The sequence below is a fragment of the Streptomyces sp. NPDC002092 genome (assembly GCF_053593775.1).
Window position 1 is genome coordinate 21,949 of sequence record NZ_JBSFDG010000001.1, and the last position, 15,777, is coordinate 37,725.

A 15,777-nucleotide genomic window follows, 5' to 3' on the forward strand; every position below is an offset into this window, starting at 1 on the left:
CACGCCCGGGCGTACCGATCGGCGGCGCGCGACCGGGCCTGCTCCAGGTGAGGAAGTGATCTCGGTGTCCGTCGCCTGGGACGACATCGGCGGACTCGTCGATGCCCACGAACGTTTCCTGGCGGGTGCGCGGGTCGAGGCGGACGTCCGGGGTTCGGTACTCGAATCCTGGAAGCGCTGCCGCTCCGCGGGGCTCGAACCCGGCCATCTGCTGGTCCCCTACGAGCAGGGCCTGACGCTGGACGAACGGTTCCTGCGCGCGGCCGACCCGGTGCTGACGAGACTGAGCGCCTCCCTGGCCGAAATGGGCATGTCGATCGCGCTGTGCGACGCGCGGGGCCGCATGGTGCGGCGTCTCGACGGCGACCTGCGGCTGCGCGACCGGCTGGACGAGGTGAACTTCGCCCCGGGCTTCGACGCCTCCGAGCCGGTGGTCGGCACCAACGGCGTCGGCACCGCCCTCGCCGAGCGCGGCCCGATCTATGTCGTCGGCCGCGAGCACTTCGCCGACTGTCTGCAGCCTTTCGCCTGCGCCGGCTCACCCGTCCGCAACCCGCTGAGCGGCCGGATCGAAGCCGTCCTGGACCTCACCTGCCTGCGCGACGACGGCGACCCCACCATGCTGCGGCTGGTCCGGGCGGCCGCCCGGGACATCGAGGGCCGCCTCCTCGAACAGGCCACGGCACGGGAACGCGCACTTCTCGCCGCCTACCGGCGGGCCGCCCTCGACGTGCGCGGCGCGGCACGGCCGGACGGCCGTCCGGTGCCGGACCACGGCGACGGACACGACGGCGACGGCCTCGGCCGGATCGACCTGGCCGTACTGCGCGAGCGGGCCGAGGAACTCATCGCCTCACCGGGCCGCACCCTCGACGAGGTCCCGCTCTCCGGCGGCCGTATCGCCACGCTGCTGCGGCGCCAGGTGATGGGCGAGGCCGGGGAGACGGGCGTCGCGGTGGAGGCTCGCATCCTGGGCGGGCCGCGGCTGAGCGGCCTCGGGCTGCCGACGTCGCCGCCGGTCGCCGCACGCGAGGCGACGGTCCCGACGGTGTCCCGGCCCGCCGTCGTCGTACGGGCCGTCGTGTCCCCGGCCCCGCCACCCCAGCCCGCCGAAACCGTCGGCGACATCCTCGACGGCGCCGAGAGCCGGCTGCTGCTCGTCGGGGAGCCCGGGGTCGGCCGGCTGGCCGTACTCGCGCGCAGGCGGCTGGAGTTGCTGCATGACGCCGGGGTGCGGATCGGCACCACCCTCGACGTCACCCGCACCGCGGAGGAACTCGCCGAGGTGACCGTGCCCCGGTTCGCCGACTTCGTCGCCGTCGACCTGCCCGACGCGGTGCTGCGCGGCGAGGAACCGGTGGCGCTCGGCGGCCGTACCGCGCTGCGCCGGGTCGCCATGCGAGCCGTACGCAAGCAGCCCGCGAATCTGTACGACGTAGGAGATGCCGTCGAGTACGTCCCGTCCACTCCGCAGGCCCGCTGCCTGGAACTCACGCAGTCCGTCATGGAACCCGTCCTGGCGGAGGCGGGCGGCTGGATCGCGCGGGATCCCGAGCGGATGGGGCGGGTGCTCGCCGCGGGCGTCCACTCCCTGATCACCGTGCCGCTGCGGGCCCGCGGCACCACGCTCGGCGTGGTCAGCTTCTACCGCTCCGAGCGGCCCGCACCCTTCGAGGACGACGACCTCTCCCTCGCCCAGGAGCTGGTCCTGCGCGCCGCGACCTGCATCGACAACGCCCGCCGCTACACCCGCGAGCACAACACCGCCCTCGCCCTGCAGCGCAGCCTGCTGCCCAAGGGCCGCCCCGAGCAGAGCGCCGTCGAGGTCGCCTACCGCTATCTGCCCGCGCAGGCCGGCGTCGGCGGCGACTGGTTCGACGTCATCCCGCTCTCCGGTGCCCGCGTCGCCCTGGTCGTCGGGGACGTCGTCGGCCACGGTCTGCACGCCGCCGCCACCATGGGCCGGCTGCGCACCGCCGTGCACAACTTCTGCTCCCTGGACCTGCCGCCCGACGACCTCCTCGCCCACCTCGACGACCTGGTGGGACGCCTCGACCGGGGCGAGGGCTGGGCGGTGGAGAGCACCCAGGCCGACTCCGGCATCGTCGGAGCGACCTGTCTCTACGCCGTCTACGATCCGGTGTCCCGGCGCTGCACCCTCACCCGCGCCGGGCACCCTTTGCCCGCGGTCGTCGCCCCGGACGGCACGGTCGAGTTCGTCGACCTGCCGCCCGGACAGCCCCTGGGCCTCGGCGGCATGCCCTTCGAGACCGTCGAGCTGGAGCTCGCCGAGGGCAGCCAACTCGTGCTCTACACCGACGGGTTGGTGGAGGACCGGCTGCAGGACATGGACTCCGGCCTGGACCGGCTCCGTACCGTCCTGGGCGTTCCCGGCCGGTCGCCGGAGGACACCTGTGAGGCGGTCCTCGACGCGCTGCCGACGGAGCGGCCGCGTGACGACGTGGCGCTGCTGGTGGCCCGGACCCACGTCCTGGGCGGGGAACGGGTTGCCGAGTGGGTGCTGCCCAGCGACCCGGCGGTCGTCTCGCGTGCCCGCACCGCGGTCACCGGACAGCTCGCCGCCTGGGGGCTGGACGAGCTCGCCTTCACGACCGAACTGGTCGCCAGCGAACTCGTCACCAACGCCATCCGACATGCCACCGGGCACGTGCAGCTCCGTCTTCTGCGCGATCGGGCGCTGCTGTGCGAGGTCTGCGACGGGAGCAGTACGTCGCCGCGGCTGCGGCGCGCTCTCACCGAGGACGAGGGTGGCCGCGGGTTGTTCCTGGTGGCTCAGCTCACCGAGCGGTGGGGGACCCGGTACACGCCGTACGGCAAGGTGATCTGGACGGAACAGCCGCTTCCCCGCGCTCACCACCAGGTCAGCAGCAGGTGATTGACGAGCAGCGCCAACGCCGCCTGTGCGGCGAGCCAGGCGCGCGGCCGGGTCAGGAAGGCGCAGGCCGGGAGCAGCCACACCGCGAACGGCAGCCAGATGCGCTCCGTCTCCGCCTTGCTCATGCCGGAGACGTCGGCGACCAGGATGGCGATGAGGGCGGCGGTCGTGAGAACGGCCAGGCGCAGGGCGGGACTCGGGGAGCGTCCGACGAGGGCCGCTCCGGTGCGCCGCAGCGCCGCCGCCGTCGCCGGGCCCACGATGAACACCGTGCAGGCGAGGTTCGCCCACACCCAGTAGGAGTACGGCCGTACGCCGCCCACCCCTTGGTAATAGCGGGTGACCAACAGGTGGTAGGCCGTCCACCAGTTGAAGCCCAGCGCGGTGAACACGGCCGGGACGACGGCCAGTCCCGCCAGCAGGAAGGGGAGCGGGCGGACGCGGCGGGAGCCCAGCAGCAGGACGGCGGCGGCGATGAGGGCGAAGAGGGTGAGCCCGTAGGAGAGATAGGCGGTCAGGCCGAGGAGGAGGCCCGAGACGAAGCCCGTCGCCCGCGGGCGGTGTCCCGTCACCGCCAGGGCCAGGAACGCCACTGCCCAGGCGGCGACCCCCGTGAAGTAGCCGTCCGCCGAGGCACCCACCCACACCGCGCCCGGCAACAGGACCAGGAAGGGCGCGGCACGGCGGGCGAGCTGCTCGTCGGCGAGCGCCCGTACGGCGACCAGGACCGCGGCCGCCGCGCTCGTACCGACGGTGATGACGAAGGCGCCGGCCCAGCCTCCCCCGCCGAGGCCGATCCGGTCGAGGAGGACGAAGGTGACGGTCGCTCCCGCCGGGTGCCCGGCGACATGGGCCGGCCAGTCGTGCGGGCCGCTCACGATGTGCTGGGTGAAGTCCCGCAGGGTGTGCGGGATGTCGTGGAAGCGGCCGATGACCTGGAGGTACTCGTTGCGGGTGGTCAGCCGCTGGGCCACGCCCCGGTACCAGCCGTCGACCAGGGCGAGGGACCACGTCCAGGCCATGCCCGCTCCCCACGCGGCGAACAGCAGGGGGCGCCAGGGCAGGCGGGCCGCGAGCGTGGGGCCGTAGATCACGACGGCCACCGCGACGGCGATCGCCGCCGGGGTGCCGGGGCCGAGGTGGGGCTCCCATTTCGCCAGCAGCGGGGGCCAGGGCACGTAGAGGGAGCGGTTGCGGTGCTCGATTCCGGTGCCGACGACGGCGGCCGTCACGACGAGCAGCGCGGCTGCCGCAGCGGAGTAGAGGTCTCGGCGGAGGTCGCGGTTCACGGCGCACACGCTAGGCGGCGGGGCGTCCACCGGACGGCTGACATGCATGGACGTCAGAGTTTCGTCATGGTTCGCGGAGCCGTTTCCGGGCGGTCCGGACCTACGGTCGGGGCATGAGACGGACTCCCTTCTCGCCATCCTTCTGGCGCAGCCCCGTGCGCGGCCCCTGGTTCACCTCGGTCCTCGGCATCGTCCTGCTCGGCGGCATCACCGTGCTGTTCGTGACGGGACTGCTGTCGTACGCGGCCTACAACCCGGACCTGTCGCCGGTGAACGACCAGACCCCGGACAAGGGGATCCTCGGCTTCTACCTCTTCTCCTGGCCGACCGATCCGCACTGGCTGTACCGGCTGACACAGGGCGTCCACGTCACCCTCGGGATCACCCTGATCCCCGTGCTGCTGGCCAAGCTGTGGTCGGTCGTGCCGAAGCTGTTCACACTGCCGCCCGCGCGCTCCCTCGCGCACGCCCTGGAGCGGATCTCGTTGCTGCTGCTGGTCGGCGGCGGCCTGTTCGAGTTCGTCACCGGTGTGCTGAACGTCCAGCTCGACTACGTCTTCCCGGGCTCCTTCTACCCGCTGCACTTCTACGGGGCGTGGGTCTTCTTCGCCGCGTTCGTCGCGCACGCGGTGCTGAAGACCCCGGCGGCCCTGCGCAATCTGCGGGGTATGCGTCAACCGTCTCAACTGACGGAGGAGGAGCGGGAGTTGGTGTCTCCTGACCCCGCCCCGCCGACCGTCTCCCGGCGAGGCGCCCTGGGGCTGGTCGGAGGCGGCTCGCTGCTGCTGTTCGGCACGACGGTCGGGCAGGACTTCGACGGGCTGCGGTGGTCCGCCGTTCTCGCCCCGCACGGGGGCGCGGACCCGGGCAGCGGACCGGGCGGCTTCCAGATCAACAAGACCGCCGCGTACGCCGGCATCAGCGCGGCGGAGCGGAGTGCGGAGGCGTGGCGGCTGACCGTCAGCGGTCGCACCGGCGCTGTCCGTCTCAGCCGCGCCGACCTGCTCCGGCTCCCGCTGCACAGCTCGGCGTTGCCCATTGCCTGCGTCGAGGGCTGGTCGACCTCCGACCAGTGGTGGCGGGGCGTGCGGCTGCGGGATCTCGCGGCCCTCGTGGGGTACGAGGGCGATCCTCCGGACGTCTTCGTGGAGTCGCTGCAACGGCACGGCGCGTTCCGGCGGGCCGCCCTGCGCGCCAACCAGGTCGCCGACCCGCGATCCCTGCTCGCCCTGTTCGTCAACGGCGAGGAGCTGACCCCTGACCACGGCCATCCGGCACGGGTCATCGTGCCCGCGGCGCCCGGTGTGCTCAACACCAAGTGGGTGGCGCGGATGACGTTCGGAGACTTGTGATGAGGCGCCCCCGGTTCGCGCTGCCGCTCGGCAGCCCGCTCCAGATCCTGCTGCTGGCCTGCTCGTTCGCGCTCGCCGCCTATGCGGGGGTGCAACTGCTCGCGGGGGACTGGTTCGGGGTCGCGCTGTGGTTGGTGGGTGCGGCGCTGTTGCACGACCTGGTGCTGCTGCCGCTGTACGCGGCGGCGGATCGCGCCCTGGTGAAGGCGGCGGGCCCGCGGCGGCTGTGGGTCGGGTACGTCCGGGTGCCGGCAGCCCTGTCCCTGCTGCTTCTGCTGGTCTGGTTCCCGCTGATCACCGGTCAGGTGACGGCGCGTTACGCGTCCGCCACCGGCCTGTCCGCGGACCGCTTCCTGTCCCGCTGGCTGCTGCTGACGGCCGTGCTCTTCGGGGGTTCGGCGGTGCTGTTCATGCTGCGGGTGCGCAAGGCGACGAAACAGCTGCCTCCGGTCGTCCACTGACCGACGGCACGCCGGCCCGCGCGGCGCGCGCCGACGGCACGCCGGCCCGCGCGGCGCGCGTGCCGCAGCGGGGCGGCCCGGCAGCGGGCCGAGATGCTCCGTGACCGGTCTGTCCGCCGATGGCTATTTTCTCGCCTGCCGGCTGGCGGTGACGGCGCTGGTGTCCGTGCTGCGGCTGCGCAGTGCCACGAAACAGCGGCCTCCGGCCGTCCACTGACCGACGGCACGCCAGCCCGCGCGGCGCGCGTGCCGCAGCAGGGCCGGCGTGCCGAGCCGGGCCCATGGGAAGGGGCTGCCGGCAGCCCCTCGGGCGTCGGTGACATGCACCCGGACCCGCTCGTCGACGTCCGGGTCCGGAACCGTCTCGGCGATCAACAGGCCGCCGGGGGCCAGGAGTTGGGCCATGCGGTCCAGCAGGGCGCGCGGGTCGCCGCCGATGCCGACGTTGCCGTCGAGCAGGAGTGCGGTTCCCCAGCGGCCCTCGGCGGGCAGCGGCTCGAAGACGGAGCGGCGCAGCGCCTGCCCGCCGAGCGCGACCGTGCGTGCCACTGCCGCCTCGCTCACGTCGATCCCGAGCACCGGCAGCCCCCGCTCGCCCAGCGCGACGACCAGCCGCCCGGGCCCGCACCCCACGTCGAGCACCGCCCCCTCACACCGCCGCAGCACCTCCAGATCGACCCCGTCGGCCTCCGCACACCACCGCTCGACCTCCAGCAGAAGCAACCAGCCGTCGGCACGGCGCAGGAACAGGGGGCCGCGGCCGGTACGCAGGGCGTAGGCGTAGGGATCGGCGGACCAGGTGCCGTCGTCCGCCGGGGCGGTCGCCTCGCGAGGTCCCGGGGTGGCGAAGCCGGTGTCCTGGTACGTCTGGCGGGGCCCCGGTGGGCGGTCGTCATGGGCCGGTCGGTCGTGCGGACCGTCGGTGCCCGGCCGGCGTCCGATCCGTGTCGTCAGCTCCGGGGTGCCGCTCATCGGTCCGCCGCCGCGAGGTGGGCCAGCTGGGTCGCGAAGCGGCCGGTGGGTGCGGTCTCGGCGACCAGTTCGGCGTCGTACGCCGTGTCGACGTCCCGTAGGCGCGGCAGGTCCCGTACGCGCAGGCCGGCCAGCCGGGCGCGCTGGACGGCGCCCGTGCGGGGTGTCGACATCGGGACGCCGAGCAGGAGAGCCGGGTCCGGGTCGGCCAGGCCCAGGGCCCAGAAGCCGCCGTCCTCCGCCGGGCCGAAGTACGCGTCGCAGTCCGCGAAGTCCACAGCCAGCAGCTCGGGCGTCACCTGGGGGGTGTCCATGCCGATGAGCAGGGCGGGGCCGGTGCAGTGCGCGAAGGCGGCGGCCAGGCGTTCGTCGAGGCCGCCGGGGCACTGCCGTACGACCTCGAAGCCGGGCGGCAGCCAGGGGCCCGGCTCGCCCTCCAGGACCAGGACCCGGCGGTGGGCCGGGGTCCGGGCGACGGCGTCCAGGGTGTCCGCCAGCGCCGCCTCGGCGAGTGCGGCTGCCTCGTGAGGGGTGAAGGGCGGCGTCAGCCGGGTCTTCACCCGCCCGGGCCTCGGCTCCTTCGCGATGACCAGGAGCGTGGGCAGGTGGGTCATGGGCGGACTCCTTCGGGTGCCTTCGCTGCCACCGGCGCCTCGGCCAGGACTTGGCTCATGTCCCGCACCGCCTGCCAGGTGCCGCGCCAGGTGCCGGTCACCTTGGAGGCGCCCGCGCGCGGCAGATACGGGACGTCGTACTCGGCGATCCGCCAGCCCGCGTCCGCGGCCCGGACGACCATCTGCAGGGGGTAGCCACTGCGGCGGTCGGTGAGGGCCAGGGACAGCAGCGGCTCGCGGCGGACGGCCCGCAGCGGACCCAGGTCGTGCAGGCGCAGGCCGGTGCGACGGCGCAGCAGGCGGGCGAGGGCGAAGTTGCCCGCGCGGGCGTGCAACGGCCAGGCGCCGCGCGCCCCCGGCCGCCGCCGGCCCAGCACCAGGTCGGCCTCCCCGGCCCGGATCCGTTCCACGAACGGCACCAGCTCGGCCGGGTCCAGCGAGGCGTCGCAGTCGCAGAAGCAGACGATGTCCGCCGTGGCCGCCGTCAGACCGGCGTGGCAGGCGGCGCCGAAGCCGCGCCGCGCCTCGCGCACGACACTCGCGCCGAGTGCCCGGGCGATCTCCGCCGAGCCGTCGGTGGAGCCGTTGTCCACGACGAGCGCACGCCAGCCGGGCGGGATGCGCTCCAGCACCCACGGCAGCGCCTCGGCCTCGTCGAGGCAGGGGAGTACGACCTCCACGGACGTCGCGCCCGGTTCTCGTACGTCGGATACGTCTTTGCCGGACAGGTCTTTGCCGGACACGTCTTTGTCGGAAGGGGGCGTCACGGCACTCACCCTACGAATCGGAATCGGGCAAATCGGGCTTTGGCTCCTTACGAAACAGGGACGTCAGGAGCCCGGCGACGGCGTATGCGCGTGCGCGGTGCGAGGCTGGCTCCATGGAGCAGCAGCAGTACGCACAGGGCGGCGCCCGGGTGCTCGTCGTGGACGACGATCCCACCGTCGCGGAGATCGTCACCGGCTATCTCGACCGCGCCGGGTATGTCGTGGACCGGGCCGGTGACGGCCCCGACGCGCTCGCCCGCGCCGCCGCCCACTGGCCCGACCTCGTCGTCCTCGACCTGATGCTGCCCGGAATGGACGGCCTCGAGGTGTGCCGGCGGATGCGGGGGCAGGGACCGGTGCCGGTCATCATGCTCACCGCGCGCGGCGACGAGGACGACCGCATCCTCGGCCTGGAGGTCGGCGCCGACGACTACGTCACCAAGCCGTTCAGCCCCCGCGAGCTGGTACTGCGCGTCGAGTCCGTGCTGCGCCGCACCCGGCCCTCCCAGCCGTCCGGCCCGCTGCGGGCGGCCGGGCTCTCCGTCGATCCGGCGTCCCGGCGTGCCCTCAAGAACGGCGCCGAACTCGCCCTCACCATCCGGGAGTTCGACCTCCTGGCCTTCTTCCTGCGGCATCCCGGCCGGGCCTACAGCCGCGAGGACCTGATGCACGAGGTGTGGGGCTGGGACTTCGGCGATCTGTCGACCGTCACCGTTCATGTGCGGCGGCTGCGCGGCAAGGTCGAGGACGACCCCGGCAGGCCCCGGCTGATCCAGACGGTGTGGGGCGTCGGCTACCGCTTCGACGGCTCCGAGGACGTCACCGAAGGCGTCTCCCGAGCGGAGGCGTGACCATGCACGACAACCTCCTCATCGCCCTGTTCGCCTTCCTCGGCGCCGCCGCTGCCGGACTGCTCGGCGCGTGTGTGCTGCTGCTGATCCGGCGGCGCTCTCTCGCCCTGCACCTCGGTGTGGTCGCCGCGGTCGCCGTCACCGCGATGCTCGCGGGCACCCTCGCGGTCGCGCAGGCCATGTTCCTGTCCGGGCACGACCTGAAGGTCGTCACCACCGTCGTCGCGATGGCGGCCGTGGTCTCCCTGGCCACCGCCCTGCTGCTGGGCCGCTGGGTCGCCGCCCGCAGCCGCGCCCTCACCCTCGCCGCCCGCTCCTTCGGCGACGGCGGCGACTTCACCTCGCCAGCCGGTCCCGCCACCGCCGAACTCGCCGCCCTCAGCCGGGAGTTGGAGGCCACGAGCGCCAAACTCGCCGAGTCCCGGGAGCGCGAACGCGCCCTGGAGTCCTCCCGGCGCGAACTGGTCGCCTGGATCTCCCACGACCTGCGCACCCCCCTCGCCGGCCTGCGCGCGATGTCGGAGGCGCTGGAGGACGGTGTCGCCGCCGACCCGGACCGCTACCTCAGACAGATCCGCACCGAGGTCGAGCGCCTCAACGACATGGTCGGCGACCTCTTCGAACTCTCCCGCATCCACGCGGGCGCACTCGCGCTCAGCCCCAGCCGGATCTCCCTCTACGACCTCGTCGGCGACGCACTCGCGGGCGCCGACCCCCTGGCCCGCGAGCACGGCGTACGGCTGGTCGGGGACCGGGTCGAGCCCCTGCCGGTGGAGGTGGACGGCAGGGAGATGAGCCGGGTGCTGGGCAATCTGCTGGTCAACGCCATCCGGCGGACTCCGGCCGACGGCACGGTGGCGATCGCCGCGGAGCGCTCGCCGGACGGTGTGGTCGTGTCCGTGACGGACGCCTGCGGCGGCATCCCGGAGGAGGACCTGCCCCGCGTCTTCGACACCGGATGGCGGGGCACGCATGCCCGGACTCCCCCTGCCGGAGCGGGCCTCGGCCTCGCCATCGTGCGGGGCATCGTGGAGGCGCACCAGGGCCGCGCGACCGTCCGCAACATCCCGGGCGGCTGCCGCTTCGAGGTGACCCTGCCGGTCGCGGAGGCCTGAACGGTCACCTCTCGGGGCGGCACTCGATGTCGGTCGCGGAGATCTCCCGGCAGGTGAGCCCGCTCCCGGGGCCGATGGCATGCGAGAGGAGCGGTGCGACGAGCTTCTCGCAGGTCCCGTCCGCGCCGTCCTCGGAGTCCTCGCTCGCGTGCTTGCAGGCCCTGTCGATGACGGTGGCGCTGTCGACCTTCTTGCCGGGCGGCGGCGTGTCCGCAAAGGCCGACGGGGCGAGGAGGCACACGCCTACCACGGGCGCGCTGAGCAGCGCGGCGATCCGGGTGCGGGTGGGCTTGAGGGTACGGCGGAGCATTCTGCGGTCCTTTCAACTGATTTGTCGCGAACAGCGCCATGATCGACGACAACGACGTCGTCCCGGCGTGGACACGCTCAGTGCGTCCGCGTGAACTCCCGCATCCCCGGCGGCCTCCATGTGTGGTGGTGCCGCCCGCCGCCGCTTCGTGAATGCGGGCGGCACCACCGGTCCATCGCGGGCCTATGCCTCACGCATTCCGGCCCGGGCGAACTCCCGCATGCCCTCCTCGAAGCCCACCTCGGCCTTCCAGCCCAGCTCGGCCCGCAGCCGCGCCGAGTCCGCCGTGATGTGCCGTACGTCGCCGAGCCGGTACTCCCCGGTGACCACCGGCTCCGGGCCGCCGTACGCCGCGGCCAGCGCACGGGCCATCTCGCCGACCGTGTGCACCTCGCCGCTGCCGGTGTTGTACGCGGTCAGCGCCCCCTCGCGGCCACCCGTCTCCAGCGCCGCCAGGTTGGCCGCCGCCACGTCCCGCACATGCACGAAGTCCCGGCGCTGACGGCCGTCCTCGAAGACCCGCGGGGCCTCACCGCGGGCCAGCGCCGAGCGGAAGAAGGAGGCGACGCCCGCGTACGGGGTGTCGCGGGGCATCCCCGGCCCGTACACGTTGTGGTACCGCAGCGACACCGCCGAGCCGCCCGTGGCGCGCGCCCACGCCGCCGCCAGGTGCTCCTGGGTGAGCTTGGTCGTCGCGTACACATTGCGCGGGTCGACCGGGGCGTCCTCCCCGACCAGTCCGGGGGACAGGGCCGCACCGCACACCGGGCACGGCGGTTCGAAGCGGCCGGCGTCAAGGTCGGCCACCGTGCGCGGGCCCGGCCGTACCGCCCCGTGCCGCGCACAGGCGTAGCGCCCCTCGCCGTACACCACCATCGACCCGGCCAGCACAAGGCGTCGTACGCCCGCCTCGGCCATGGCGGTGAGCAGGACGGCGGTGCCGAGGTCGTTGTGGGAGACGTAGTCGGCCGCGTCCGCGAAGCCGGTGCCGAGGCCGACCATGGCCGCCTGGTGGCACACGGCGTCGACACCGGTCAGGGCGCGGCGGACGGCCGTGGGGCTGCGTACGTCCGAGGCGGGATCGGCCCGGACGTCGTACCCGACGGGCTCGTGCCCGTGTGCCTCCAGTGCCCGCACGACATGGGACCCGATGAACCCGGCACCGCCGGTGACCAGTACTCGCATGCGGCCACGCTAGGGCCGCGACCGGGCGGGACACGTGGGCCGCGCCCGGGACGTCACGGCTCCGTAAGACCTCCCGGCCCCAGGAGCCGGGCGCGCACCGGCAGCGAGACCGTGAACACCGTCGACCCCGGTGCGCTGCGCAGTTCGATGGTGCCGCCGTGGGCGCGGACCAGGGAACCGGCGACCGACAGGCCGAGCCCGCTGCCGCCCCGGTCGCGGCTGCGGGCCTTGTCGACGCGGTAGAAGCGGTCGAACACGCGTTCCTGATCGGCGGCCGGAATTCCGGGACCGGTGTCTTCGACCCGTACGACGGCCTTGTCGCCCGTCACCTCGATCGCCATCGACACGGGCGTACCGGCCGGCGTGTGCACGGCGGCGTTGGTGAGCAGGTTGTCCAGTACCTGGCGGATGCGGTGCGGGTCCAGACGGAGCTTCAGCGAGGGCGGGCCGGACGTCACCTTCAGAGGGCGCTCCGGGTGGGTCGCCCGGAAGGCGGCGGCCGCCTCGTCCACCAGCTCCACCAGGTCCGTGTCCTGCATCCGCAGCGGCGCCTCCACCTCCGCCGCGTCCAGGCGGGCGAGCAGCAGCAGGTCGTCCAGGAGCACGCCCATCCGGGCCGCCTCGGCGCGCAGCCGGGCCAGGTGCTTGTCGCGCTCCTCGGGGGCGTTGGCGGCGGCGTACTGGAAGAGGTCCGCGTAGCCCCGTACGGACATCAGGGGGGTGCGCAGCTCGTGCGAGGCGTCCGCGACGAAGCGGCGCAGGCGCTGCTCGGCCTCCGCGCGGACCGCGAGCGAGTCGTCGATGTGCTCCAGCATGGTGTTGAAGGCGGTGCGCAACTCCTCGACCTCGGGGCCGCCGCCCCGCTTGTCGGCGCGCAGCGGCAGCCGGGCCGCCGACTCGGTCAGGTCGTGCGAGGCGATGCCGTGGGCGGTGTGGGCCATGTCGCTGAGCGGGTTCAGGCCCCGGCGCAGCATCCGCCGGCCCGCCAGCACCAGCGCCAGCAGGGCGAGCCCGAAGGCGATGACCTGGACCGTGATCAGCCGCCGTACCGTGTCGTCGATGTCGGCCATCGGCGCGCCGCTGACCAGGACCACACCGGGCTTGACCTCGCAGGCGCGCAGCCGGTAGTCGCCGTCGCCCCTGAGGTCCGCGGTGCGCAGGATCTCGGTGTCCGCGGCGGCCTGGGCCTCGGCCAGGGAGGTGAGGGGGGCGATGTCGGAGGGGAGGTCGGTGGTCTCCTCCGGCTTGCGGAGCACGGCCCTGCCGCCGGACACGTCGTACACGGCGTAGTACCAGCCCCAGTACTTCTTGCCCTGGAGCGTGCCCGTCTCCGCGACGTTCTTGGACTGGGCGACCTGGGCGAGCCCCAGCTGGTCGTCGAGCTGGTTCGACAGATAGTCCCGCATGTACGTCGTCAGGGCCGTGCCGACCACGGCGAACACCACCAGCGCCAGCATCCCGAGCCCCAGCGCCAGCCGGGTGCCGAGGCGGAGCCTGCGGTACGACCTGAGGAGCCGGCGGATCACCCGGCCGCCTGCCGGATCACATACCCGAAGCCCCGCACCGTCTGGATGAGCGGCTCGCCCGTGTCGTCGAGCTTGCGGCGCAGCCGGCTGACGACCAGCTCGACGACGTTGGAGCGGCCCCCGAAGCCGTACTCCCACACATGGTCGAGGATCTGCGCCTTCGTCATCACCGTCGGCGACTTGCGCATCAGGAAGCGCAGGACCTCGTACTCGGTGGGGGTGAGGGTGAGCAGCTTGTCGCCGCGGCGCACCTCGCGGGTGTCCTCGTCCATCGTCAGGTCCGCGACCCGGAGGACGGACCGCTGGAAGCCGGGCCCGGCGCTGCGCCGCAGCACCGTGCGCAGCCGGGCCATCAGCTCCTCCACCGCGAACGGCTTGACCAGGTAGTCGTCACCGCCCCGGGTCAGGCCCGCCACCCGGTCGGCGACGCCGTCCCGCGCGGTCAGGAACACCACGGGCACCATCGTGCCCGAGCCGCGCAGCCGGTCCAGGACGCCGAAGCCGTCCACGTCGGGCAGCATCAGGTCGAGCACCACGATGTCCGGGTGGAACTCACCGGCCAGCCTGAGCGCCTCCTCACCGGAGTTCGCGGTGACCGCGTCCCAGCCCTCGTAACGGGCCACGGTCGCGACGAGATCGGCGATGGGCGGGTCGTCGTCCACGACCAGGAGGCGTACTTTTTCCACCCGCTCATAGTGCGGTACGCGGCAGGCCGGACCCTGTGGTCGGGCGCACAGCCGGCACATCGATAAGTACTTGTAAGTTGTACGACAGGTTATCGACAGCTCCCGCCAGCCAAGCTCGGTCACCCAGGACCCGATCAAGGAGCTGCCCTCCCGTGACGACCGTCCAATCACCCCCTGCGCCCCCCACGGCGATACGCCCCAGGGTGGTGGCCCGCACGGGCCTGTACGCCGTGCTCGCCGCGAACGCGGCCGTGGTCGCCTACTTCTTCGCCCAGGCGGGCTTCGCCTCCAACGCGCTGATCGTCATCGGCCGCCTCACGGGCCTGTACGGCGCTCTGGTCATGGCCTTCCAGCTGGTGCTGGTGGCCCGGCTGCCCTGGCTGGACCGCCGGATCGGCATGGACCGGCTGACCTCCTGGCACCGGTGGTCCGGCTTCGCCCTGCTGTGGACGCTGCTCGCGCACGCCGTCTTCATCAGCTTCGGCTACGCCGAGGGCGCGGGTGTGGGCCCGATCACCGAGATCGTGGACCTCGCCCGCACGACGGAGGGCGTGCTCCGCGCGATCGTCGCCCTCGGCATCATCCTCGTGGTCGGCGCCGTCTCGGCCCGCTACGCCCGCCGCCGCCTCGCCTACGAGACCTGGCACTTCATCCACCTCTACACCTACGTCGCCGTGGTGCTCGCCTTCACGCACCAGGTCGCCGTCGGTACGACGTTCACCGCGTCGTCCGCCGCCAAGACGTACTGGTACGGCGTGTGGGGCGTGGCCCTCGGCGCGGTGGTCCTCGGTCGCATGGTCCTGCCGCTATGGCGGAACCTGCGCCACCAGCTGCGGGTCTCCGCGGTCGTCCACGAGTCCGACAACGTCGTCTCGATCCACATGACCGGGCGTGACCTGGACAAGATGCCCGCACAGGCCGGCCAGTTCTTCCTGTGGCGGTTCCTGACCCGCGACCGCTGGTGGCAGGCGAACCCCTTCTCCCTCTCGGCCGCCCCCGACGGCCGCACGCTGCGCCTCACGGCAAAGGCGGCAGGCGACGGCAGCGCCGCCCTGCGGCATGTGAAGGTCGGCACGCGCGTGTTCGCGGAGGGCCCCTACGGCGCCTTCACCACGCTGCACCGCACGAAGTCGGAGTCCCTGCTGATCGCGGGCGGCGTCGGCGTCACGCCCATCCGGGCCATCCTGGAGGACATCCAGGGCCACGCGGTCGTCATCTACCGCGTGGCCTCGGACCGCGACGCCGTCCTCTACGACGAACTGCGCGAGCTGGCGGTGGCCAAGGGCGCCGAGCTGCACCTGGTCACCGGACCGGCGGTCCCCGACAAGCTGGCGCCGCGGGAGCTGGCGCGGCTGGTGCCGGACATCGCCGACCGGGACGTCTTCCTGTGCGGGCCGCCGCCGATGATGAACGCGGTGCTGCGCAGCCTGGGCGACCTGGGCGTGCCCAAGCAGCAGATCCACTTCGAGCGCTTCAGCCTGGCCGGATGAGGAAGACGGGAAAGACATCGTGAAGCGAGCCATACCTGTCGTCGTCCTGAGCATCGCGGGCCTGGTCCCCGTCTGGCGCTACGAGCCGTCCGTGGGCGCTGCGACCTCCACCGCCGAGCCCGCCTCGACGCCCACGGCGTCCTCCTCCGCGGGCTCTTCGTCCGGCACAGTCGTCAAGGGCACGACGATCCAGACGGAGAAGGGTCCCGTGCAGGTCCAGGTGACCTTCTCCGGCGAGAAGATCACCGCTGTGAGGATGCTGC

The 15,777-nt window shown here is 73.2% G+C and carries 14 protein-coding genes and 1 pseudogene; 7 read left to right on the forward strand and 8 right to left on the reverse strand.

The window, feature by feature from the left end; all coding sequences use genetic code 11:
• Positions 1-55: 55 nt before the first annotated feature.
• Entirely contained in the window at positions 56-2,896 is a 2,841-nt protein-coding gene (locus tag ACWCRD_RS00075) for a SpoIIE family protein phosphatase (protein ID WP_450963678.1), read from the forward strand.
• Here the strand turns inward: ACWCRD_RS00075 and ACWCRD_RS00080 are convergent.
• Positions 2,872-4,233 carry a hypothetical protein gene (locus ACWCRD_RS00080; protein ID WP_450963679.1) on the reverse strand — a complete coding sequence of 454 codons (1,362 nt, stop codon included), beginning with the start codon at positions 4,231-4,233 and terminating at the stop codon, positions 2,872-2,874. The two genes, ACWCRD_RS00075 and ACWCRD_RS00080, sit on opposite strands and share 25 nt — an antisense overlap.
• Before the next feature lie 65 nt (positions 4,234-4,298).
• On the opposite strand from ACWCRD_RS00080, the gene ACWCRD_RS00085 reads away from it, so the two are divergent.
• Together ACWCRD_RS00085 and ACWCRD_RS00090 are read left to right on the forward strand one after the other, a co-directional pair.
• The gene (locus ACWCRD_RS00085) at positions 4,299-5,537 is read left to right on the forward strand and encodes a molybdopterin-dependent oxidoreductase (RefSeq protein ID WP_450963680.1); all 1,239 of its coding nucleotides are present in this window, start codon (positions 4,299-4,301) and stop codon (positions 5,535-5,537) included.
• Complete coding sequence (locus ACWCRD_RS00090) at positions 5,537-5,998, forward strand: hypothetical protein (protein ID WP_450963681.1); 462 nt, start codon at positions 5,537-5,539, stop codon at positions 5,996-5,998. Before ACWCRD_RS00085 ends, ACWCRD_RS00090 begins: the two co-directional genes overlap by 1 nt.
• Before the next feature lie 123 nt (positions 5,999-6,121).
• On the opposite strand, the gene ACWCRD_RS00095 is transcribed toward ACWCRD_RS00090, so the two are convergent.
• Genes ACWCRD_RS00095 through ACWCRD_RS00105 form a run of 3 tightly spaced genes read right to left on the reverse strand, consistent with a single transcriptional unit; the run spans position 6,122 to position 8,264 of the window.
• On the reverse strand, positions 6,122-6,970 hold the full coding sequence (locus tag ACWCRD_RS00095) for a methyltransferase domain-containing protein (protein ID WP_450963682.1): 849 nt from the start codon (positions 6,968-6,970) through the stop codon (positions 6,122-6,124).
• A complete protein-coding gene (locus tag ACWCRD_RS00100) occupies positions 6,967-7,575 on the reverse strand; it encodes a TIGR04282 family arsenosugar biosynthesis glycosyltransferase (protein WP_450964340.1) in 609 nt (202 codons plus the stop codon). Before ACWCRD_RS00100 ends, ACWCRD_RS00095 begins: the two co-directional genes overlap by 4 nt.
• 5 nt (positions 7,576-7,580) lie before the next feature.
• Positions 7,581-8,264, reverse strand: coding sequence for a glycosyltransferase family 2 protein (locus ACWCRD_RS00105; protein ID WP_450964341.1), 684 nt, complete (start codon positions 8,262-8,264; stop codon positions 7,581-7,583).
• Between the two features lie 200 nt (positions 8,265-8,464).
• On the opposite strand from ACWCRD_RS00105, the gene ACWCRD_RS00110 reads away from it, so the two are divergent.
• Positions 8,465-9,202, forward strand: a complete 738-nt coding sequence (locus ACWCRD_RS00110; RefSeq protein ID WP_450963683.1) for a response regulator transcription factor — start codon at positions 8,465-8,467, stop codon at positions 9,200-9,202.
• 2 nt (positions 9,203-9,204) lie between these two features.
• Entirely contained in the window at positions 9,205-10,317 is a 1,113-nt protein-coding gene (locus ACWCRD_RS00115; RefSeq protein WP_450963684.1) for a sensor histidine kinase, read from the forward strand.
• Between the two features lie 4 nt (positions 10,318-10,321).
• Here the strand turns inward: ACWCRD_RS00115 and ACWCRD_RS00120 are convergent, their stop codons facing one another.
• The 4 genes from ACWCRD_RS00120 to ACWCRD_RS00135 all read right to left on the reverse strand — a co-directional run bounded on the left by ACWCRD_RS00120 (position 10,322) and on the right by ACWCRD_RS00135 (position 14,024).
• Positions 10,322-10,627, reverse strand: a complete 306-nt coding sequence (locus ACWCRD_RS00120) for a hypothetical protein (RefSeq protein ID WP_450963685.1) — start codon at positions 10,625-10,627, stop codon at positions 10,322-10,324.
• 183 nt (positions 10,628-10,810) lie between these two features.
• Positions 10,811-11,812: an NAD-dependent epimerase/dehydratase family protein gene (locus tag ACWCRD_RS00125; protein ID WP_450963686.1), complete on the reverse strand. Its 1,002-nt coding sequence runs from the start codon at positions 11,810-11,812 to the stop codon at positions 10,811-10,813.
• 53 nt (positions 11,813-11,865) lie between these two features.
• The gene (locus ACWCRD_RS00130) at positions 11,866-13,338 is read right to left on the reverse strand and encodes a sensor histidine kinase (protein WP_450963687.1); all 1,473 of its coding nucleotides are present in this window, start codon (positions 13,336-13,338) and stop codon (positions 11,866-11,868) included.
• Entirely contained in the window at positions 13,335-14,024 is a 690-nt protein-coding gene (locus ACWCRD_RS00135; protein WP_365832802.1) for a response regulator transcription factor, read from the reverse strand. The genes ACWCRD_RS00130 and ACWCRD_RS00135 overlap by 4 nt, the downstream gene beginning before the upstream one ends.
• A 152-nt stretch (positions 14,025-14,176) precedes the next feature.
• On the opposite strand from ACWCRD_RS00135, the gene ACWCRD_RS00140 reads away from it, so the two are divergent.
• Complete coding sequence (locus tag ACWCRD_RS00140) at positions 14,177-15,514, forward strand: ferredoxin reductase family protein (protein WP_450963688.1); 1,338 nt, start codon at positions 14,177-14,179, stop codon at positions 15,512-15,514.
• A 19-nt stretch (positions 15,515-15,533) separates the two neighbouring features.
• Positions 15,534-15,777: pseudogene (locus ACWCRD_RS00145) on the forward strand (FMN-binding protein); the annotation flags it as partial.